General features: G+C 57.9%; 28 protein-coding genes. All 28 read right to left on the bottom strand.

The window, feature by feature from the left end; genetic code table 11:
* Nucleotides 1–3 precede the first annotated feature (3 nt).
* Complete coding sequence (gene rimK, locus DMP17_RS12085) at nucleotides 4–915, bottom strand: 30S ribosomal protein S6--L-glutamate ligase (protein ID WP_337829322.1); 912 nt, start codon at nucleotides 913–915, stop codon at nucleotides 4–6.
* Nucleotides 916–968: 53 nt separating this feature from the next.
* The gene (locus tag DMP17_RS12080; protein ID WP_337829321.1) at nucleotides 969–1,466 is read right to left on the bottom strand and encodes an ATP-dependent zinc protease family protein; all 498 of its coding nucleotides are present in this window, start codon (nucleotides 1,464–1,466) and stop codon (nucleotides 969–971) included.
* A gap of 26 nt (nucleotides 1,467–1,492) precedes the next feature.
* The gene (locus DMP17_RS12075; RefSeq protein ID WP_337829320.1) at nucleotides 1,493–2,119 is read right to left on the bottom strand and encodes a hypothetical protein; all 627 of its coding nucleotides are present in this window, start codon (nucleotides 2,117–2,119) and stop codon (nucleotides 1,493–1,495) included.
* Nucleotides 2,116–2,769 carry an adenylate kinase gene (locus DMP17_RS12070; RefSeq protein WP_337829319.1) on the bottom strand — a complete coding sequence of 218 codons (654 nt, stop codon included), beginning with the start codon at nucleotides 2,767–2,769 and terminating at the stop codon, nucleotides 2,116–2,118. Before DMP17_RS12070 ends, DMP17_RS12075 begins: the two co-directional genes overlap by 4 nt.
* A 45-nt stretch (nucleotides 2,770–2,814) precedes the next feature.
* Nucleotides 2,815–4,188 (bottom strand): preprotein translocase subunit SecY, encoded by a 1,374-nt coding sequence (secY, locus tag DMP17_RS12065; protein ID WP_337829318.1) that lies wholly within the window; start codon nucleotides 4,186–4,188, stop codon nucleotides 2,815–2,817.
* A 236-nt stretch (nucleotides 4,189–4,424) separates the two neighbouring features.
* Nucleotides 4,425–4,952 (bottom strand): 50S ribosomal protein L15, encoded by a 528-nt coding sequence (rplO, locus tag DMP17_RS12060; RefSeq protein WP_337829317.1) that lies wholly within the window; start codon nucleotides 4,950–4,952, stop codon nucleotides 4,425–4,427.
* 98 nt (nucleotides 4,953–5,050) lie between these two features.
* Nucleotides 5,051–5,239 (bottom strand): 50S ribosomal protein L30, encoded by a 189-nt coding sequence (gene rpmD, locus DMP17_RS12055; protein ID WP_337829316.1) that lies wholly within the window; start codon nucleotides 5,237–5,239, stop codon nucleotides 5,051–5,053.
* A 6-nt stretch (nucleotides 5,240–5,245) separates the two neighbouring features.
* Nucleotides 5,246–5,953: a 30S ribosomal protein S5 gene (rpsE, locus tag DMP17_RS12050; RefSeq protein WP_337829315.1), complete on the bottom strand. Its 708-nt coding sequence runs from the start codon at nucleotides 5,951–5,953 to the stop codon at nucleotides 5,246–5,248.
* A gap of 1 nt (nucleotide 5,954) precedes the next feature.
* Nucleotides 5,955–6,308 carry a 50S ribosomal protein L18 gene (gene rplR, locus DMP17_RS12045; protein WP_337829314.1) on the bottom strand — a complete coding sequence of 118 codons (354 nt, stop codon included), beginning with the start codon at nucleotides 6,306–6,308 and terminating at the stop codon, nucleotides 5,955–5,957.
* A gap of 3 nt (nucleotides 6,309–6,311) precedes the next feature.
* Nucleotides 6,312–6,845: a 50S ribosomal protein L6 gene (gene rplF, locus DMP17_RS12040; protein ID WP_337829313.1), complete on the bottom strand. Its 534-nt coding sequence runs from the start codon at nucleotides 6,843–6,845 to the stop codon at nucleotides 6,312–6,314.
* A complete protein-coding gene (gene rpsH / locus DMP17_RS12035; RefSeq protein ID WP_337829312.1) occupies nucleotides 6,845–7,240 on the bottom strand; it encodes a 30S ribosomal protein S8 in 396 nt (131 codons plus the stop codon). The genes rplF and rpsH overlap by 1 nt, the downstream gene beginning before the upstream one ends.
* A gap of 12 nt (nucleotides 7,241–7,252) precedes the next feature.
* Nucleotides 7,253–7,558 carry a 30S ribosomal protein S14 gene (rpsN, locus tag DMP17_RS12030; RefSeq protein ID WP_337829311.1) on the bottom strand — a complete coding sequence of 102 codons (306 nt, stop codon included), beginning with the start codon at nucleotides 7,556–7,558 and terminating at the stop codon, nucleotides 7,253–7,255.
* Nucleotides 7,559–7,615: 57 nt separating this feature from the next.
* Complete coding sequence (gene rplE / locus DMP17_RS12025; protein ID WP_337829310.1) at nucleotides 7,616–8,203, bottom strand: 50S ribosomal protein L5; 588 nt, start codon at nucleotides 8,201–8,203, stop codon at nucleotides 7,616–7,618.
* Nucleotides 8,203–8,517 carry a 50S ribosomal protein L24 gene (gene rplX / locus DMP17_RS12020; RefSeq protein ID WP_337829309.1) on the bottom strand — a complete coding sequence of 105 codons (315 nt, stop codon included), beginning with the start codon at nucleotides 8,515–8,517 and terminating at the stop codon, nucleotides 8,203–8,205. Before rplX ends, rplE begins: the two co-directional genes overlap by 1 nt.
* 2 nt (nucleotides 8,518–8,519) lie before the next feature.
* Nucleotides 8,520–8,888, bottom strand: coding sequence for a 50S ribosomal protein L14 (rplN, locus tag DMP17_RS12015; RefSeq protein WP_337829308.1), 369 nt, complete (start codon nucleotides 8,886–8,888; stop codon nucleotides 8,520–8,522).
* A 65-nt stretch (nucleotides 8,889–8,953) separates the two neighbouring features.
* Nucleotides 8,954–9,220, bottom strand: a complete 267-nt coding sequence (rpsQ, locus tag DMP17_RS12010; protein ID WP_337829307.1) for a 30S ribosomal protein S17 — start codon at nucleotides 9,218–9,220, stop codon at nucleotides 8,954–8,956.
* Between the two features lie 11 nt (nucleotides 9,221–9,231).
* On the bottom strand, nucleotides 9,232–9,432 hold the full coding sequence (gene rpmC / locus DMP17_RS12005) for a 50S ribosomal protein L29 (protein WP_337829306.1): 201 nt from the start codon (nucleotides 9,430–9,432) through the stop codon (nucleotides 9,232–9,234).
* Nucleotides 9,432–9,866, bottom strand: coding sequence for a 50S ribosomal protein L16 (gene rplP / locus DMP17_RS12000; RefSeq protein WP_337829305.1), 435 nt, complete (start codon nucleotides 9,864–9,866; stop codon nucleotides 9,432–9,434). The genes rpmC and rplP overlap by 1 nt, the downstream gene beginning before the upstream one ends.
* Nucleotides 9,867–9,895: 29 nt before the next feature.
* Nucleotides 9,896–10,591, bottom strand: coding sequence for a 30S ribosomal protein S3 (gene rpsC / locus DMP17_RS11995; protein WP_337829304.1), 696 nt, complete (start codon nucleotides 10,589–10,591; stop codon nucleotides 9,896–9,898).
* A gap of 4 nt (nucleotides 10,592–10,595) precedes the next feature.
* A complete protein-coding gene (gene rplV, locus DMP17_RS11990; RefSeq protein WP_337829303.1) occupies nucleotides 10,596–10,973 on the bottom strand; it encodes a 50S ribosomal protein L22 in 378 nt (125 codons plus the stop codon).
* Nucleotides 10,973–11,251, bottom strand: a complete 279-nt coding sequence (gene rpsS / locus DMP17_RS11985; protein WP_337829302.1) for a 30S ribosomal protein S19 — start codon at nucleotides 11,249–11,251, stop codon at nucleotides 10,973–10,975. The genes rplV and rpsS overlap by 1 nt, the downstream gene beginning before the upstream one ends.
* A 3-nt stretch (nucleotides 11,252–11,254) precedes the next feature.
* Nucleotides 11,255–12,091, bottom strand: coding sequence for a 50S ribosomal protein L2 (gene rplB / locus DMP17_RS11980; protein WP_337829301.1), 837 nt, complete (start codon nucleotides 12,089–12,091; stop codon nucleotides 11,255–11,257).
* Nucleotides 12,092–12,105: 14 nt separating this feature from the next.
* Entirely contained in the window at nucleotides 12,106–12,420 is a 315-nt protein-coding gene (locus DMP17_RS11975; protein WP_337829300.1) for a 50S ribosomal protein L23, read from the bottom strand.
* On the bottom strand, nucleotides 12,413–13,039 hold the full coding sequence (gene rplD / locus DMP17_RS11970) for a 50S ribosomal protein L4 (RefSeq protein WP_337829299.1): 627 nt from the start codon (nucleotides 13,037–13,039) through the stop codon (nucleotides 12,413–12,415). The genes DMP17_RS11975 and rplD overlap by 8 nt, the downstream gene beginning before the upstream one ends.
* Before the next feature lie 3 nt (nucleotides 13,040–13,042).
* Nucleotides 13,043–13,801 carry a 50S ribosomal protein L3 gene (gene rplC, locus DMP17_RS11965; protein ID WP_443217857.1) on the bottom strand — a complete coding sequence of 253 codons (759 nt, stop codon included), beginning with the start codon at nucleotides 13,799–13,801 and terminating at the stop codon, nucleotides 13,043–13,045.
* A gap of 243 nt (nucleotides 13,802–14,044) precedes the next feature.
* Entirely contained in the window at nucleotides 14,045–14,356 is a 312-nt protein-coding gene (gene rpsJ, locus DMP17_RS11960) for a 30S ribosomal protein S10 (protein WP_129403764.1), read from the bottom strand.
* Nucleotides 14,357–14,519: 163 nt separating this feature from the next.
* Nucleotides 14,520–15,710, bottom strand: coding sequence for an elongation factor Tu (gene tuf / locus DMP17_RS11955; protein ID WP_337829298.1), 1,191 nt, complete (start codon nucleotides 15,708–15,710; stop codon nucleotides 14,520–14,522).
* Nucleotides 15,711–15,826: 116 nt separating this feature from the next.
* Nucleotides 15,827–17,920, bottom strand: coding sequence for an elongation factor G (fusA, locus tag DMP17_RS11950; RefSeq protein ID WP_337829297.1), 2,094 nt, complete (start codon nucleotides 17,918–17,920; stop codon nucleotides 15,827–15,829).

The raw sequence follows: 17,920 nt of genomic DNA, 5'->3' as shown, positions 1-17,920 counted from the left end.
GCCTCAATCAATCTCGTTGCGGACTTTCGATTTTTTGCGGGTTTTCTGGTCTTCGGCCATGAAGTCGATAATCATGCCCGCAATATCCTTGCCGGTCGCTTTTTCGATGCCTTCGAGACCGGGCGAGCTATTCACTTCCATGATGACCGGCCCGTGATTGGAGCGCAGCATATCGACACCCGCAACCTTAAGCCCCAAGGCCCGCGCCGCGCGCACGGCGGTCGAGCGTTCTTCGGGCGTGATGCGAATCGCCTTGGCGGTGCCGCCGCGATGGAGGTTTGAACGGAAATCGCCTTTCGCGCCTTGCCGCTTCATCGCCGCGACAACCTTGTTGCCGATGACAAAGGCGCGGATGTCGCTGCCTTTTGATTCCTTGATATATTCCTGCACAAGAATTTCGACATTGGCCCCGCGAAACGCTTCGATCACGGATTTTGCCGATTGTTCGGTTTCGCCAAGGACCACACCAATGCCTTGCGTGCCTTCGAGCAGCTTGATGACCGCAGGCGCACCGCCGACAAGGCCAAGCACATGGTCGGTCTGCCGCGCGTCATGGGCAAAGGCGGTGACGGGCAGGCCCAGCCCCTTATGCGCCAGAATCTGCATCGAACGCAGCTTGTCGCGCGCGCGGGTAATCGCTTCGCTCGCGTTCAAACTATAGGTGCCCATGACTTCAAATTGACGCACAACGGCGGCACCATAGAAAGTAACGGAAGCGCCGATGCGCGGAATCACCGCGTCAAAGCCTTCGACCAACTGGTCCTTATAATAAGCGGCAGGATCCTGCGCGCTGATCGACATCGTCACCTGCAAAGTGTCGAGGTGGAAAATATGATGCCCCCGCTCGTTGGCGGCTTCGATCAGCCGCCGGTGCGAATAGAGGTTAGGGTTGCGGCAAAGAAGCGCGATTTTCATAGGCATATATTTTCATCGAAAGAGTTACATCCGCGCATAACGCACGACACCGGCTAATTATCCGGCGCTCCGTGCTGATATTTGCGCGCGACGTTTACAATAAAATGACGTTTGAGTGCTGTGCGTCCGACAAGCATGGGAAAAGCCATCGGCGTACGGTCGGTCAAGCTTAGCTGAACCGGAACCGAAATGCCAGCAAGTCTGATCCGAACGTCGATAATATAGCGTATTTCTTCAACGCCGTTGGAGCTGGTCACACAGCGTTGTTCGACCAGCGGCGCACTGCACCAGATATGTTCGGCTTCGGGGCCAGTTTCGGACCGGAACCGCACGCGCGCCTCGCCATTTTCGCTATAAGGTTCAATGTCGGTCGCATGAAGCGCCGAGGTGCGCGCGCCGGTGTCGATTTTGGCGCGGATGCCGATAAGGCCCAAGGCTTCGACATCGACCAGTTCGGCCCAACCCAATTCGATTCGCGGGCGCACCTTGCGCGGAGGCACGGGGGCTGCGGGGGTTTCTTGGACGCTATCTTTGGCGCTATCGTCGGCCATGCGTAATCCTTATCCGCAAGCGCTGGTTAGCGCACGGCCTTTTGACCGACGGATTTCTCCGCAGCTTCTTTCAATCGCACCATCTGTTCGGTCATTACCTTATCGACCGCAGGAGCAACATTTTTGAGCGGGATGCGGCTATATCCGCCGACGATATAATCCATCCTGAGCTTGCTGCTATTGGTGGGGCCGGGGGTTAGCGTGAAGCTCAGCGTGCCGGTCACCGCTTCGGACTGTAACGGCCCCAGCGCGCCCGACAGGCGCAACAGCTTACCACTATCGGCATAAAGCACGCGCGCATGTTCGACCGTGTTGGCGCGATATTTGACCTCTTCTTCATGGTCATCTATACTGCCGGGCGTTACCAGTCTTTCGCAGAAACAGCCGCCCGCAACCGGATTAAGCGAGAAATTGGCGGCATCGCCCGACCAGCTATGCTCCGCGCTCCACCACAGTTCAGGCTGCACCAGCATCGCCCAGAGCGCATCGGGCGGGACGGCGATGTCGTAATCTGCGGTCACCGCAAAACCGCTATCGGTGGCGTCGACCACCTTGGCGGCAGCAGGCGCGGCGAGGCCAGCAAGTGCGAGCAAAGCCGCAGCCTGTAAAATAGAGCAGCGCATCGGATATGGCTCCCGATGCCCGCGCATCACGCTTTCAGTATCGCTTCGATCGCGTCATTGACCGCGTCGATCTTGGCCATGCCATCGACACGGGTCACAAGACCGCGCGCGTCATAAATGGGGAGAATCGGGGCCGTCTTGGCGCGATATTCGGCCATGCGCGTGCGCACCGTTTCTTCATTATCATCGGCGCGACGCTTGAATTCGGTCGAACCGCAATGATCGCAGACCCCCTCTACCTTGGGGAGTTTGTAGCGGTCATGATAGCCTTCACCGCACTTTGCACAAGTGAAGCGGCCGGTGATACGGTCGACCAGCGCGTCTTCGTCGACCTCCAGTTCGATCACATGGTCAAGCTTGCGACTGCGCGCGGCGAGGATTTCGTCGAGCGATTCGGCTTGCGCTGCGGTGCGCGGATAGCCGTCAAAAATCACACTGGTGTCCGCGTTCAAGCTATCCAGCTTGTCGCCAATCAGGCCGGAGACAATTTCGTCCGACACAAGGCCGCCCGACTTCATCACCGCTTCGGCCTGTTTGCCGATTTCGGATTGCGCCTTGACCGCTGCGCGCAACATGTCGCCGGTCGAAAGCTGGACCATACCATATTCATCGACAAGGCGGGACGCTTGTGTGCCTTTGCCGGCTCCCGGAGGCCCAAGCAAGATGATGTTCATGGCCATGCGCGTCTCTCCCCGCAATTTGTAAATGGTCAACCGTTCCGGTGCTTAGCGCCGACGCGGCCCGCCTTTCAACTTAGACTTTTTGATAAGGTCGGCATATTGGTGCGCGAGCAAATGGCTCTGGATCTGCGTCACCGTGTCGATCGTCACATTGACAACGATGAGGAGGCTCGTGCCGCCCACATAGAAGGGGATGCCCGCCCGCGCGATGAAATATTCCGGCACCAGACAGATGAGCGTCAAATAAGCCGCGCCGATCACGGTGATGCGCGTCAGCACATAGTCGAGATAGGTGGCGGTATTTTTGCCCGGACGGATGCCCGGAACGAAGCCGCCCTGTTTCTTCAGGTTATCTGCCGTTTCTTCGGGGTTGAACACCACCGACACATAGAAGAAACAGAAGAAGATAATGCCCACGCCGTAGAGCGCCATATAGAGCGGCGAACCATGTTGCAGCCAGGTGTTGAGCTGGATGATGAAATCGCCCCATGCGCTTTCGCCCGCCGCACGCTGGCCCGCAAGCTGCGTGATCGTGAGCGGCATGAGCAGCAGCGACGATGCAAAGATAGGCGGAATGACATTTGCAGTGTTGACCTTCAGCGGCAAGTGGCTGCGGTCGGCCTGCATCACGCCCTGCTTGGTCTGGCGCTTGGGATATTGGACGAGGATACGGCGCTGCGCCATTTCCATAAAACAGATGAACAGGACGAGCGCGAACAGGCCGATGGCGATGATGGCGATGGTAAGGCCGCTCATCTGGCCGGTGCGGCCCTGTTCGAACAATTGCGCCAAGTGGCGTGGGCTTTGTGCAACGATACCGGCCATAATGATGAGCGAGATGCCGTTACCGATGCCGCGGCTGGTGATCTGCTCACCGATCCACATCAGGAACAAGGTGCCGCCAACAAGGCTGATAACCGCGCCGATGCGGAACATCATGCCGGGGTCAACCACCGCGCTGACGCCCGACGACAGCGATTGGGCTTCAAGGCCCGCTGCCATCGCATAGCCTTGCACAATCGCCAGCGCGACCGCGCCATAACGCGTATATTGGTTCAATTTCTTGCGCCCGCTTTCGCCCTCTTTCTTGATAGCAGCGAGCGTCGGCGACAAGGCCGATGCCATTTGTACGACGATGGACGCGGTGATGTACGGCATGACGCCCAGCGCAATCAAACTCATACGTTCCAGCGAGCCGCCGGAGAAGGTGTTGAAAATATCCAACACGCCGCCCTGCGCTTGCGACTGGTAGAGTTCGGCCATCAAGGTCGGGTCAACACCGGGGAGCGGGATGAAGCTCAGCAAGCGGAACACGATCAGCGCACCGATGGTGAACCAGATACGCTTTTTAAGCTCGGTCGCCTGACCGATTTTGGTCAGATCCAGATTGGCTCCGATTTTATCCGCGCGCGTTGCCATGTGTCGTCTCAATTCCTCATATGCGAGCGGGCGGCATGAAAAGCCCCCACTGCTTTCAAACGGCCCTATCGCGGAATGTCGCGCAAGGGAATGCCCGTTTTATCAAATTTTCCAAAGTTCGGCGCACCCCCGCGCTACCCTTCGGCGTTGTAAATGAGAAACCCCGCCAGCGCCTTCAAGAGGGCGGACGGGGTTTCTTCGCTGTTTCCTATCGGGTCATGCCCAAAAGCGCAAAATTACTTGGCTTTCTTGGCAGCGCTCTTGGCACGCTGCTTTTCGGCATTTTCGGCAACCTTGGCCGATGCCAGCGACACGATTTCAACCTTGCCGCCAGCCTTTTCAACCGCTGCAACAGCAGCCTTCGAAGCGCCGGCAACCGTCAGGTTGATCTTGGTCTTGAGTTCACCCTTGGCGAGCAGACGCACGCCATTCTTACCACCACGCGCAAGGCCTGCGGCCTTCAATGCGGCATGGTCGACCGTGCCTTTGACATCGAGCTTCTTGGCGTCGATCATCTTCTGGATCATGCCCAGATTCACTTCGGCATAGTCTTTGGCGAAGATATTGTTGAAACCGCGCTTCGGCAGACGCATGTGAAGCGGCATCTGGCCGCCTTCAAAGCCGTTGATCGACACACCCGAACGGCTGGTCTGACCCTTTTGGCCACGGCCTGCGGTCTTGCCCTTGCCCGAACCGATACCGCGCGCAACGCGCATACGGCCCTTACGGCTACCGGCATTATCTTTGATTTCATTCAGTTTCATGGTTTGCACTCGCTTTCGCTTTGGTTCGCGCTGAAAAAAGAAAATCCCCTCCCGCCGGATCGCTAGGATCCGGCGGGAGGGGCCTCATAATATATTGCTTAGTCTTCTACAACAGCAACAAGGTGCGGAAGCTTACGGATCATACCGCGAATTTCCGGCGTGTCGGTGAGTTCGACAACCTTGTTCATCTTGTTGAGGCCCAGACCGACGAGGATCTGGCGCTGGACAGCAGGACGGCGGATCGGCGAACCGATTTGCTTCACCTTGACGGTTTTCTTGGCAGCCATCTGATCTTACTCCGTAACAGCAGCGGCTTCGACTTCCGCCGCTTCCGCCGACGCTCCGCCACGACGCATCAGGTCGGCAATCTTTTTGCCACGACGCTGAGCCACCGATTTGGGGCTGGTTTGATCCTGCAACGCCGAGAAGGTTGCGCGGATCATGTTATAGGGGTTCGAGGTGCCGACCGATTTGGTCACAACGTCGGCAACGCCGAGCGATTCGAACACGGCGCGCATCGGACCACCGGCGATGATGCCGGTCCCTTGCGGAGCCGAACGCACGGTCACCTTGCCCGCACCGAAATGGCCCTTGCCATCATGGTGCAGCGTGCGGCCTTCCTTCAAAGGAACACGGACCATTGCCTTCTTGGCAGCAGCGGTTGCCTTCGAGATAGCTTCCGGCACTTCGCGCGCCTTGCCATGGCCGAAGCCTGCACGGCCCTTGCCGTCGCCGACAACCACGAGGGCTGCAAAGCCGAAGCGCTTACCACCCTTAACGGTTTTGGAAACGCGGTTGATGTGAACCAGCTTTTCAATCAGCTCTTCACCCTGTTCCTCGTCACCACCACGGCCGCGACGGTCGTCACGGCGGCCACGGCCACCCTGGCCACGTTCGCCACCGCGTCCACGATCGCCACCGCGGCCACGACCACGACGGTTTTCTTCACCGCCTTCAACGGCGACTGCTTCAGCGCCTTCGATAATCGTTTCGTCAGCCATATTAGAACTCCAATCCGCCTTCACGCGCGGCATCCGCCAGCGCCTTGACGCGTCCGTGGAAGAGGAAACCGCCACGGTCGAAAACCACCTGGCTCACGCCAGCCTTTTTAGCGCGCTCGGCAACCGCTTTGCCAACGGCAGCAGCAGCATCCTTAGTCGCGCCGGTCTTGGCCTTGACGTCCTTGTCGAGCGTCGAAGCGGACGCCACGGTCTTGCCAGCGGCATCGTCGATAACCTGGGCATAGATGTGACGACCCGAACGGTGGATCGAAAGGCGGGGACGATCGCCACCGCGAGCTTTGAGCGCCGTGCGAACGCGCTGGCGGCGCTTGTCGAATATAGAAAGTTTCGCCATGGCTTACTTCTTCTTACCTTCTTTGCGGAAGATATACTCGCCGCGATATTTGATGCCCTTGCCCTTATAGGGCTCCGGCTTACGCCAGCGGCGGATTTCAGCAGCAAGCTGACCCACCTTCTGCTTGTCGATGCCCGAAATTTCGACCGTGGTGTTATCCGGGGTCTTAACCTCAATGCCTTCCGGCACGGCGATATCGACATCGTGCGAGAAACCGAGCTGAAGCTTCAGATTCTTGCCCTGCGCATTGGCACGATAACCAACGCCGTTGATTTCAAGAACCTTGGTGAAGCCTTCGGTCACGCCGGTCACGAGGTTCTGGACCAGCGTGCGTTGCATACCCCAATGCGAACGGGCCGCCTTGGTGTCGTTTGCGGGCTGGATCGAAACGCCGCCATCATCAACCGAATAGGTGACGAGATCGGCGAGCGGCAGCGAGAGTGTGCCTTTCGGACCTTTGACCGACAATTCGCCATTGTCGATGGTTGCGGTGACACCCGAAGGGATCGCAACCGGCTTTTTGCCAATACGTGACATTAGAACACCTCCGCCAGCACTTCGCCGCCGACATTCTGGTCACGCGCTTCCGCGTCGGACAGAACACCCTTCGGCGTCGATACGATGGTGATGCCCAAACCGTTGCGCACGATCGGCAGTTCTTTCGAACCCGAATAGACGCGGCGGCCCGGCTTCGAAACGCGCGCCACATGCTGGATAGCAGGCTGCCCTTCGAAATATTTCAGTTCGATGCGCAGGCCCGGATGGGCGCCCAGCGCTTCTTCGCTGTAACCGCGAATATAACCTTCGCGTTGCAGCACGTCCAACACACGGGCGCGCAGCTTGGACGCGGGGCTAACCACGCTGTCCTTCTTGGCGCGCTGGCCGTTGCGGATACGGGTGAGCATATCACCCAAAGGATCGGTCATTGCCATGATATGCTATCCTTACCAGCTCGACTTCGTAACACCGGGGATCAGGCCCTTATTGGCCAGATCGCGCAGCTGAATACGGCAGAGACGGAATTTACGGTAATAGGCGCGGGGACGGCCGGTGAGTTCGCAACGGTTGCGAATCCGGGTCGGATTGCCGTTGCGGGGGATTTCAGCCATCTTGAGGCGCGCGATGAGGCGCTCGGTATCATCGAGGCTTTCATCGGCAGCCATTGCCTTGAGCTTTGCATAACGGCCGGCATATTTCTTGACCAGCTTCTTGCGGCGCTCATTCTTGTTAATGGAACTCAGTTTCGCCATGACTTAAGTTCTCTTCCTTCTTGTTTCTAACAGAGGGGAGAGACAGTGGACCTATGCTTAGGCCGCTGCCTTCTCTTCTTCGTTGGTTTCAGCCGGGAACGGGAAGCCGAACAGGCGCAGCAATTCGCGCGCTTCATCGTCGGTTTTCGCCGTCGTGGTCACGATTATGTCCATACCGCGAACCTTGTCGATCTTGTCGTAGCTGATCTCGGGAAAGATGATCTGCTCTTTAAGGCCCATGGCATAGTTGCCACGACCGTCGAACGACTTGGGGTTCAGACCACGGAAGTCGCGGATGCGGGGCATCGCAACGGTGATCAGGCGGTCCAGAAATTCATACATACGTTCACGGCGCAGCGTTACCTTTGCACCGATCGGCATGCCTTCGCGCAGCTTGAACTGGGCGATGGATTTCTTGGCCTTGGTGATGACCGGCTTTTGGCCAGCAATCAATTCCATTTCTTCTGCCGCGGTCGTGACCTTTTTCTTGTCCTGTGTCGCTTCACCAACGCCCATATTGATCACGATCTTGTCGATCTTCGGCACTTCCATGACGTTCTTGTAACCGAATTTTTCGGTCATCGCCTTGGCGATTTTCTCGTCATAAACGGTGCGAAGACGCGGGGTGTATTTCTTGTCAGCCATTAGATGACCTCCCCGGACTTAACGGCGACGCGAACGCGCTTGCCGTCTTTTTCTTCAATGCGAACGCGGGTCGCCTTGCCCGACTTCGGATCGACGAGCGCGACCTTCGAAGCGAACATGGGCGCTTCGCGACGTTCCAGACCGCCCTGCGGGTTGGTCTGGCTCGGCTTGCGGTGACGCACGGCCACGTTGACGCCCGACACGACGAGCTTGCCGTCCTTGGGGCTGACCTTGGTGACTTCGCCGGTGCGGCCCTTGTCCTTACCGGACAGGACAACAACCTTGTCGCCTTTACGGATCTTAGCAGTAGCCATGATTACAACACCTCCGGAGCGAGGCTGATGATCTTCATCGCACCACGCGCGCGAAGTTCGCGGCACACGGGGCCAAAGATACGGGTGCCGATGGGCTCCTGGTTCTTGTTGATAAGAACGGCTGCGTTCCCGTCGAAACGGATAACCGAACCGTCGGCACGGCGCACGTCCTTGGCGGTGCGAACGATGATAGCGCGATGCACGTCACCCTTCTTCACCTTGCCGCGCGGAGCCGCTTCCTTGATCGACACGACGATAACGTCGCCAACGCCGGCGGTACGACGCTTCGACCCGCCCAGCACCTTGATGCACTGGACGCGCTTCGCGCCGCTATTGTCCGCGACGTCTAGATTTGACTGCATCTGAATCATTGATGCGTTCCTTCCTCATTGGCTTTCCGGAAAAATTCCGGGAGTTCCGAATTAAGTCTAGCGGATTAAACCGCCGCGTCTTCGACGGGAGCAGCCCCGCCAAGCTTGTCCACGACCTTCCAGGTCTTGAGCTTCGAAATCGGTGCGGTTTCTTCGATCCGCACAATTTCGCCGGTCTTGAACTGGTTGCTCTCGTCGTGAGCATGATACTTCTTCGACATACGGATAATCTTGCCATAGAGCGGGTGCTTCACCTTGCGCTCTACTTTCACGACTACCGTTTTGTCGCCTTTGTCGGACACGATCGTGCCGGTCAAAATACGCTTGGGCATGATAGCGTTCCTTACTTCGCAGCGCGGGCGCGTTCGCCCTGCAGCGTTTTGATACGGGCGATGTCGCGACGCACTTCCTTGATCCGCGACGGCTTTTCAAGCTGGCTGGTGGCCGCCTGGAAACGCAGGTTGAACGCCTCGCGCTTCAATTCGCCGAGGTCAGCACTGAGCTGGTCGTCGGTCTTGGCTTTCATATCAGCAGTCTTGGCCATTATTCGCCTCCCAAGTGCGAGGTGTCGCCGAGACGGGCAACAACCTTGGTCTTGATGGGGAGCTTCATCGCAGCGCGGCTGAAAGCTTCAGCAGCGAGCGGCCCGGCTACGCCATCGAGTTCGAACAGGATGCGACCCGGCTTCACGCGCGCCGCCCAATATTCGACCGAACCCTTACCTTTACCCTGACGGACTTCGGCAGGCTTTTTGGTCACGGGCACGTCGGGGAATACGCGGATCCACAAACGTCCTTGACGCTTGATGTGACGCGTGATCGCACGACGGGCAGCTTCGATCTGGCGCGCGGTGATGCGCTCCGGCTCAAGAGCCTTCAGACCGTAGGAACCGAAGTTCAAGTCGGTGCCGCCCTTGGCTTCACCCTTGATCCGGCCCTTGAAGGTCTTGCGGAACTTCATTTTCTTTGGTTGCAACATGGTGCTTACCTAACCTTAAAATTCTTGGCTCAACGCGCCGGACGGACGCCGGAGGTTTGAGCCTCCATCATCAGCCGATCGGTTGCCATCGGGTCGTGACCCAAGATTTCACCCTTGAAGATCCAGACCTTGATGCCGCAGATACCATAAGCAGTCAGTGCTTCGGCTTCGGCATAGTCCACATTCGCGCGCAGCGTGTGCAGCGGAACGCGACCTTCGCGATACCATTCAACGCGCGCGATTTCCGCGCCGCCAAGACGGCCGCCACAGGTAATACGAATACCTTCGGCACCCAGACGCATGGCCGACTGAACCGCACGCTTCATTGCGCGACGGAAAGCGACACGGCGTTCCAGCTGGTCGGCAATGCCTTGCGCTACGAGCTTGGCATCAACTTCCGGCTTACGGATTTCGACGATGTTCAAGCTGACGTCGCTATTGGTCATTTCGCCAATTTGCTTTTTCAGCTTTTCAATGTCGGCGCCCTTCTTGCCGATGATGACACCCGGACGGGCGGCATAGATCGACACGCGGCACAGTTTCGCGGGGCGTTCGATAACGACCTTCGAAATAGCGGCTTGGGGCAAGGTCTTCATGATGAACTTGCGGATTTTGAGGTCTTCCATGAGAAGACGACCATAATCCTGACCTTCCGCGAACCAGCGGCTGTCCCAAGTACGGTTGATCTGCAGGCGCAGGCCGATCGGATTGCTCTTCTGACCCATATTCTTATGCCTCTTCGGTTTCGCGAACGACGATGCGCACGCGGCTGAACGGTTTCAGGATGCGGGTCGATTTGCCGCGGCCACGCGTGTGGAACCGCTTCATGGTGATCGACTTGCCAACGCTGGCTTCCGACACGACAAGGCTGTCAACGTCGAGATTATGGTTGTTTTCCGCGTTAGCGATGGCCGAAGCCAGCACCTTGCGAACGTCAACCGCCATCGCTTTGGTGGAGAATTGAAGAATGTTCAGAGCATCTTCAACTTTCCGACCGCGGATCAAGGCTGCCACAAGGTTAAGCTTTTGAGCCGAACCGCGCACCGAAGTGTTCACGGCCAGCGCTTCCTTGTCACCTACGCGGCGGGGAGCGGATTGCTTGCCCATTAGCGTTTACCCTTCTTGTCAGCAGCATGGCCGGGGAAGAAGCGGGTCGGAGCGAACTCGCCCAGCTTCATGCCAACCATGTCCTCGTTCACCGAAACGGGAACGAACTTGCGGCCGTTATAGACGTTGAACGTCAGGCCAACGAACTGCGGCAAGACCGTCGAACGACGCGACCAGGTTTTGATCGGGCCAGCCTTGGCGCCGGCTTCTTGTGCAGCTTCTGCTTTTTTCAGCAGGTGCAGGTCAACAAACGGACCTTTCCAGACGGAGCGGGCCATGACTTACCTCTTCTTCTTCGCATGACGCGAACGGATGATCATACGATCCGTCGCCTTGTTCTTGCGGGTGCGCGCACCCTTGGTCGGCTTGCCCCACGGCGTCACCGGATGGCGACCACCAGAGGTCCGGCCTTCACCACCACCATGGGGGTGGTCGACCGGGTTCTTTGCAACACCGCGAGTCAGCGGACGACGACCCATCCAGCGGGTGCGACCGGCTTTTGCGAAATTCTGGTTCGCATTGTCCGGGTTCGATACCGCGCCGACGGTGCCCATGCACTCACCGCGAATGTAACGCTGCTCACCCGAGTTCAGGCGAACGATGACCATACCACGATCACGACCAACGAGCTGGGCATAAGTGCCGGCCGAACGGGCGATCTGGCCACCCTTGCCCGGCTTCATCTCGATATTGTGAATGATCGTGCCCACCGGCATTTGCGACAATTCCATCGCATTGCCCGGCTTCACGTCGGTCTTTTTGCCCGCGACAATCGTGTCACCAACAGCCAGACGCTGCGGCGCCAGGATGTAAGCAACTTCGCCGTCTTCATATTTGACGAGGGCGATGAACGCGGTGCGGTTGGGGTCATATTCCAGACGTTCGACAGTTGCCGGAACGTCCCATTTGCGACGCTTGAAATCGATGAAACGATAGCGTTGCTTGTGGCCACCCGCGATACCGCGCGAGGTCACATGACCTTTATTGTTGCGACCACCGGTCTTTTTCTTACCTTCGGTAAGCGCCTTGACCGGCTTGCCCTTCCACAGCTGCGAACGGTCAACGAGGACCAAGCCGCGGCGGGCAGGGCTAGTGGGGTTGTAATGCTTAAGTGCCATTGTCCATCCAGCCCTTAAATTCCGGTGGTGACGTCGATCGTCTGGCCTTCAGCCAGAGTCACAATCGCCTTCTTCACGTCGTTGCGCGTGTAGGGTTTGCCCTTCCAACGCTTAACCTTGCCCTTTTGGACAAGCGTGTTCACCTTGGTCACCGACACGTTGAAGAGCGCTTCAACGGCGGCCTTGATTTCCGGCTTCGACGCGTCACCGGCAACTTTGAACACAACCGCGTTATGTTCCGATGCCATGGTCGACTTTTCGGTGATGACCGGGGCGACAACCACGTCATAATGACGGGTTTCAACCTTCGCTGCTTGCTTCTTAGCCATTGAAACGGGCCTCCAGCTTTTCGACAGCGGCCTTGGTCAGCACCAGCGTGTCATGCTTCATAATGTCATAGACATTGGCACCGACAGCGGGGAGGACGTTGAGCTTGAACAGGTTGGCCGAAGCCTTTTTGAAACCGTCGTTAACGGCGTCCCCATCAATGAACAGCGTCTTACCGGCAAAACCGAGCTTTTCGATCTTGGCCTGCAATGCCTTGGTCTTGGCGTCTTTAAGTTCGAGGCTGTCGACAACCACGAGGTTGCCCGACTTGGCCTTGTCCGAAAGTGCCATTTTGAGGCCGAGAGCGCGAACCTTCTTGTTCAGCGATTGCTGGAAGGTGCGAGCGCGCGGGCCCATAGCCTTACCACCGCCCACAAAGATCGGGGCAGCGCGGTCACCGTGACGGGCAGTACCGCCACCTTTTTGACGACCGAATTTCTTGCCGGTGCGGGCAACGTCGCTGCGTTCGCGAGCGGCGCGGGCCGGGGCACGGCGATTTTCGAGCTGCCAGGTGACAACGCGGTGCAGAATGTCTGCACGCGGTTCAACGCCGAACACGTCGTCGTTGAGTTCGATGTCGCCGCCAGCCTTGGCATCAAGGGTCTGTACCTTGAGTTTCATGGCTTAGGCCTCCGTTGCTTCGGTAGCTTCGGGAGCCGCTGCATCTTCCGCAGGGGTCTCGGCCGGAGCCTGTTGGTTGCTGTTAGCCGCCGACTTCAAGCCTGCGGGATACGGCGCTTCCGGGTGACGGGCAACTTTAACGGCGTCCTTAACGAGGAGCCAAGCGCCCTTGTGGCCCGGAACCGAACCCTTGACGAACAGAAGGCCGCGCTCGGCGTCGGTCTGCACGATTTCAAGATTCTGCTGGGTGCGCTGACGGTCGCCCATATGGCCGGCCATCTTCTTATTCTTGAACACGCGGCCCGGATCCTGACGGTTACCCGTCGAACCATGCGCACGGTGGGTGATCGACACACCGTGCGAGGCGCGCATACCACCGAAGTTCCAGCGCTTCATCGCACCGGCAAAGCCCTTACCGACGGTGTGACCGGTCACATCGACCATCTGGCCAGCGACGAAGTGGTCAGCCGAAATATAGGCGCCCACATCAAGGATCGCATCGTCAGCAACACGGAACTCGACGACTTTCGCCTTGGGCTCGACTTCGGCCTTGGCAAAAGCACCGCGCTGCGGCTTGTTCACATTTTTAGTTTTCGCGACGCCCGCGCCGAGCTGAACAGCAACATAGCCATCCTTTTCAGCATCACGGACGGAAATAACCTGGCAACCTTCAAGGCTCAGAACGGTGACGGGCACGTGGCGGCCGTCGTCCTGAAACAGGCGGGTCATCCCCATTTTCTTCGCGATCACGCCAGTACGCATGATCAATACTCCCAAACAGAGGCCCCGAATGTTCCAACACCGGGGCGTGACACGAAAAACCCTCGAAGCTTTTTAGCAAAGCCTCAAGGGGTCAGCCCGGTTAGCGAATTTTGAAGCACCCCGTCCCGGGCTGGGCTTCCAGATTGTCTCCAATCAGGAAAGACGGGGGACTCAGGACCACGGATAAGTCCGTGCGGTATCCCTAATGTCTTCGAGGGACCCCAAGGAACCCCTCTAACCGGCTTAGGCCAGTTTGATTTCGACGTTCACGCCAGCGGCGAGGTCAAGCTTCATCAGCGCGTCGACCGTCTGCGGGGTCGGCTGCACAATGTCGAGCATACGCTTGTACGTACGGACTTCGAACTGCTCACGCGACTTTTTGTCAACGTGCGGACCACGGTTTACCGTGAACTTCTCGATGCGCGTCGGCAGCGGAATCGGACCGCGAATAAGAGCACCCGTACGGCGCGCCGTGTCGGCGATGTCACCGGTAGCCTGATCCAAGACACGATGGTCAAAAGCCTTCAGGCGAATGCGAATATTCTGCGTTTCCATAATTTCCGTTTACCGATGCGAAAGAGCCAAAAAACAAGCCGCCCCACCCTTCTCCCTTATGGGAGACTGCCGGGGCAGCGAAAATTCTTAATGTCGTTAGACAGCCAGCCGTCCGAATCAGTGAAACGAATCACCGATATGTCGAACGGCTGGCGGCCCTATATTACTTCGTGACGGTGCTGACAACCCCAGAACCGACGGTGCGGCCACCTTCGCGGATAGCGAAGCGGAGACCCGGGTCCATGGCGATCGGAGCAATCAGCTTCACGCCGATGGTGACATTGTCGCCGGGCATGACCATTTCGGTGCCTTCGGGAAGGATAACTTCACCGGTGACGTCCGTGGTACGGAAGTAGAATTGCGGACGATAGTTCGCAAAGAACGGCGTGTGACGGCCACCTTCATCCTTCGACAGAACATAAACTTCTGCGTTGAATTCGGTGTGCGGCGTAACCGAACCGGGCTTCGCGAGAACCTGGCCACGCTCAACATCTTCACGAGCAACGCCGCGGATGAGCGCACCAACGTTATCGCCAGCTTCACCCTGATCGAGCAGCTTGCGGAACATTTCAACGCCGGTAACGGTCGTCTTCGTGGTGTCCTTGATACCGACGATTTCGACTTCTTCACCAACCTTGACGATGCCGGTTTCGATACGGCCGGTCACAACGGTACCACGACCCGAAATCGAGAACACGTCCTCGATCGGCATCAGGAACGGCTTGTCGGTCGGACGCGGCGGTTGCGGGATAAATTCGTCCACAGCAGCCATCAGCGCAAGGATGGATTCCTTACCGATATTGTCGTCACGGCCTTCAAGAGCAGCCAAAGCCGAACCCTTGATCACGGGGATGTCATCGCCCGGGAAGTCGTACGACGACAGAAGTTCACGCACTTCCATTTCGACGAGCTCAAGCAGTTCTTCGTCGTCGACCTGGTCAACCTTGTTCATATAAACAACAAGAGCCGGAACGCCGACCTGACGTGCAAGCAGGATGTGCTCGCGGGTCTGCGGCATCGGACCGTCAGCAGCGTTCACAACGAGGATAGCGCCGTCCATCTGCGCCGCACCGGTGATCATGTTCTTCACATAGTCAGCGTGGCCCGGGCAATCGACGTGGGCATAGTGGCGGTTGCCGGTTTCATATTCGACGTGGCTGGTCGAAATGGTGATGCCGCGCTCGCGCTCTTCGGGAGCCTTGTCGATGTTGGCGAAGTCAACAGCGGTACCGCCCGACGTTTCAGCAAGCACCTTGGTGATTGCAGCGGTCAGCGTGGTCTTGCCATGGTCAACGTGACCGATGGTGCCGATGTTAACGTGCGGTTTGTTCCGCTCAAATTTAGCCTTTGCCATTATTCCTACCTTCTCAAACTTAAACGTATAAAATAGTGAGCGCGCCGCGTTCTCCAAGAGAGTTTCCAGAAATCCGGGCTCCAGCGTCCGGACGCGCTCATAGCATCAAAAATATTTTATGCCAGCTTTGCTTTCACTTCGTCTGCAACATTCTGCGGCACTTCTTCATAGTGGGAGAAGATCATCGAATATTGCGCACGACCTTGGGTGAACGAGCGGAGCTGATTCACATAGCCGAACATGTTAGCCAGCGGAACCATGGCTTCGACAACCTGTGCGTTACCGCGGCTGTCGGTACCTTGGATCTGGCCACGACGCGAGTTCATGTCGCCGATGACGTCACCCAGATATTCTTCCGGGGTCACAACTTCGACCTTCATGACCGGCTCAAGCAGCTTGATACCGGCCTTTTGAGCGACTTCGCGCATCGCACCGCGACCGGCGATTTCAAACGCCAGTGCCGACGAGTCGACATCGTGGTACGCACCGTCGGTGAGTTCGATCGAGAAGTCGATGATCGGGAAGCCGATGAGCGAACCGCCTTCAGCCGTTTCGCGCATACCCTTTTCGACCGACGGGATATATTCCTTGGGAATATTACCGCCCTTGACCGAATCGACGAACTGGATGCCCGAACCGCGTTCACCCGGCGTAACCGTGAGCTTGACGCGACCGAACTGGCCCGAACCACCCGACTGCTTCTTGTGGGTGTAGTCCACATCGACCTTCTTCGCGAGCGATTCGCGATAGGCCACCTGCGGCGCACCGACATTGGCTTCGACCTTGAATTCGCGCTTCATACGGTCAACCAGAATGTCGAGGTGAAGCTCGCCCATGCCCTTGATGATCGTCTGGCCCGATTCATGGTCGGTGGTCACGCGGAACGACGGATCTTCGGCAGCCAGACGGTTGAGCGCAACGCCCATCTTTTCCTGGTCAGCCTTGGTCTTGGGTTCCACCGACAATTCGATAACCGGCTCGGGGAATTCCATGCGCTCAAGGATGATCGGGTGGAGGTTCGCACACAGCGTATCCCCGGTCGTCGTTTCCTTAAGGCCTGCAATCGCCACAATGTCACCCGCGAAGGCTTCATCAATATCTTCACGGCTATTGGCATGCATAAGCAGCATACGGCCGATCTTTTCCTTCTTGTCCTTCACCGAGTTGGTGACGCTGCCCTTTTCCAGCTTGCCCGAATAGATGCGCGTGAAGGTGAGCGAGCCGACGAACGGGTCGTTCATGATCTTGAACGCGAGCGCCGACATCGGCGCGTCATCGCTGGCGGGGCGCTCGTCGGGGGTTTCGCCGTCAAGCTTGACGCCTTGGACCGGCGGAATGTCGAGCGGCGAGGGCAGGAAGTCCACCACCGCGTCGAGCAGCGCCTGAACGCCCTTATTCTTGAACGACGAACCGCACAGAACCGGAACGAACGACTGGTTGAGCGTGCCCTTGCGGATCAGCTTCTTGAGCGTTGCAACGTCCGGTTCATTGCCTTCGAGATAGGCTTCCATCGCTTCATCGTCCTGCTCGACAGCAAGTTCGATCAGCTTTTCGCGATATTCGGCAACCTTGTCGGCCATGTCGGCGGGAACATCGGTATATTCGAATTCGGCGCCGAGGCTTTCATCCTTCCACACGATGCCGCGATTGCTGACGAGGTCGACCAGACCGACAAAGTCCGATTCCGCACCGATGGGGAGATAGAGGACAGCCGGCGTCGCGCCCAGACGGTCGATGATCGTCTGAACACAATAATAGAAATTCGCACCCGTGCGGTCGAGCTTGTTGATGTAGCACATGCGCGGAACGCCGTATTTGTCGGCCTGACGCCATACGGTTTCCGACTGCGGCTCAACGCCCGCCACGCCGTCAAACGCCGCGACCGCGCCGTCGAGGACGCGCAACGAACGCTCGACTTCAATCGTGAAGTCAACGTGTCCGGGGGTGTCGATGATGTTCAGGCGGTGCTCGGGGCCTTTGCCTTCTTCGGCTTTCCAAAGACAGGTGGTAGCCGCCGACGTGATGGTGATACCACGTTCTTGCTCTTGCTCCATCCAGTCCATCGTCGCCGCGCCATCATGCACTTCGCCGATCTTGTAGGACTTGCCTGTATAATAAAGAATACGCTCGGTGGTGGTAGTCTTACCAGCATCGATGTGCGCCATAATACCGAAATTGCGGTATTTATCGAGCGGATGGCTGCGGGCCAT

It is taken from the genome of Pseudonocardia sp. TMWB2A, from assembly GCF_017312135.1.
Note: the sequence above shows the minus strand (reverse complement) of the source record. Positions and strands in the feature narration are given on the sequence as shown.

Coding starts and splice junctions, on each gene's coding strand:
- rplE (WP_337829310.1), bottom strand. CDS start 8,203: ATGGCTGACAAGAAATACACCCCGCGTCTTCGCACCGTTTATGACGAG.
- DMP17_RS12070 (WP_337829319.1), bottom strand. CDS start 2,769: ATGGCCATGAACATCATCTTGCTTGGGCCTCCGGGAGCCGGCAAAGGC.
- rplP (WP_337829305.1), bottom strand. CDS start 9,866: ATGTTGCAACCAAAGAAAATGAAGTTCCGCAAGACCTTCAAGGGCCGG.
- rplC (WP_443217857.1), bottom strand. CDS start 13,801: ATGCGTACTGGCGTGATCGCGAAGAAAATGGGGATGACCCGCCTGTTT.
- rplD (WP_337829299.1), bottom strand. CDS start 13,039: ATGAAACTCAAGGTACAGACCCTTGATGCCAAGGCTGGCGGCGACATC.
- rpsN (WP_337829311.1), bottom strand. CDS start 7,558: ATGGCGAAACTGAGTTCCATTAACAAGAATGAGCGCCGCAAGAAGCTG.
- rpmD (WP_337829316.1), bottom strand. CDS start 5,239: ATGGCTGCCAAGAAAACCGTCAAGGTGAAGCAAATCGGTTCGCCGATC.
- DMP17_RS11975 (WP_337829300.1), bottom strand. CDS start 12,420: ATGGCTAAGAAGCAAGCAGCGAAGGTTGAAACCCGTCATTATGACGTG.
- rplR (WP_337829314.1), bottom strand. CDS start 6,308: ATGGCGAAACTTTCTATATTCGACAAGCGCCGCCAGCGCGTTCGCACG.
- rplN (WP_337829308.1), bottom strand. CDS start 8,888: ATGATTCAGATGCAGTCAAATCTAGACGTCGCGGACAATAGCGGCGCG.
- secY (WP_337829318.1), bottom strand. CDS start 4,188: ATGGCAACGCGCGCGGATAAAATCGGAGCCAATCTGGATCTGACCAAA.
- rimK (WP_337829322.1), bottom strand. CDS start 915: ATGAAAATCGCGCTTCTTTGCCGCAACCCTAACCTCTATTCGCACCGG.
- rpsE (WP_337829315.1), bottom strand. CDS start 5,953: ATGGCTGACGAAACGATTATCGAAGGCGCTGAAGCAGTCGCCGTTGAA.
- rpsQ (WP_337829307.1), bottom strand. CDS start 9,220: ATGCCCAAGCGTATTTTGACCGGCACGATCGTGTCCGACAAAGGCGAC.
- rpmC (WP_337829306.1), bottom strand. CDS start 9,432: ATGGCCAAGACTGCTGATATGAAAGCCAAGACCGACGACCAGCTCAGT.
- rplX (WP_337829309.1), bottom strand. CDS start 8,517: ATGGCTACTGCTAAGATCCGTAAAGGCGACAAGGTTGTTGTCCTGTCC.
- rplF (WP_337829313.1), bottom strand. CDS start 6,845: ATGTCACGTATTGGCAAAAAGCCGGTTGCGATCCCTTCGGGTGTCACC.
- rpsC (WP_337829304.1), bottom strand. CDS start 10,591: ATGGGTCAGAAGAGCAATCCGATCGGCCTGCGCCTGCAGATCAACCGT.
- fusA (WP_337829297.1), bottom strand. CDS start 17,920: ATGGCCCGCAGCCATCCGCTCGATAAATACCGCAATTTCGGTATTATG.
- DMP17_RS12080 (WP_337829321.1), bottom strand. CDS start 1,466: ATGGCCGACGATAGCGCCAAAGATAGCGTCCAAGAAACCCCCGCAGCC.
- rplV (WP_337829303.1), bottom strand. CDS start 10,973: ATGGGCAAGCAATCCGCTCCCCGCCGCGTAGGTGACAAGGAAGCGCTG.
- rplO (WP_337829317.1), bottom strand. CDS start 4,952: ATGAAACTGAATGAAATCAAAGATAATGCCGGTAGCCGTAAGGGCCGT.
- rpsJ (WP_129403764.1), bottom strand. CDS start 14,356: ATGGAAACGCAGAATATTCGCATTCGCCTGAAGGCTTTTGACCATCGT.
- rplB (WP_337829301.1), bottom strand. CDS start 12,091: ATGGCACTTAAGCATTACAACCCCACTAGCCCTGCCCGCCGCGGCTTG.
- rpsH (WP_337829312.1), bottom strand. CDS start 7,240: ATGGCAATGACCGATCCTTTGGGTGATATGCTCACCCGTATCCGCAAC.
- tuf (WP_337829298.1), bottom strand. CDS start 15,710: ATGGCAAAGGCTAAATTTGAGCGGAACAAACCGCACGTTAACATCGGC.
- rpsS (WP_337829302.1), bottom strand. CDS start 11,251: ATGGCCCGCTCCGTCTGGAAAGGTCCGTTTGTTGACCTGCACCTGCTG.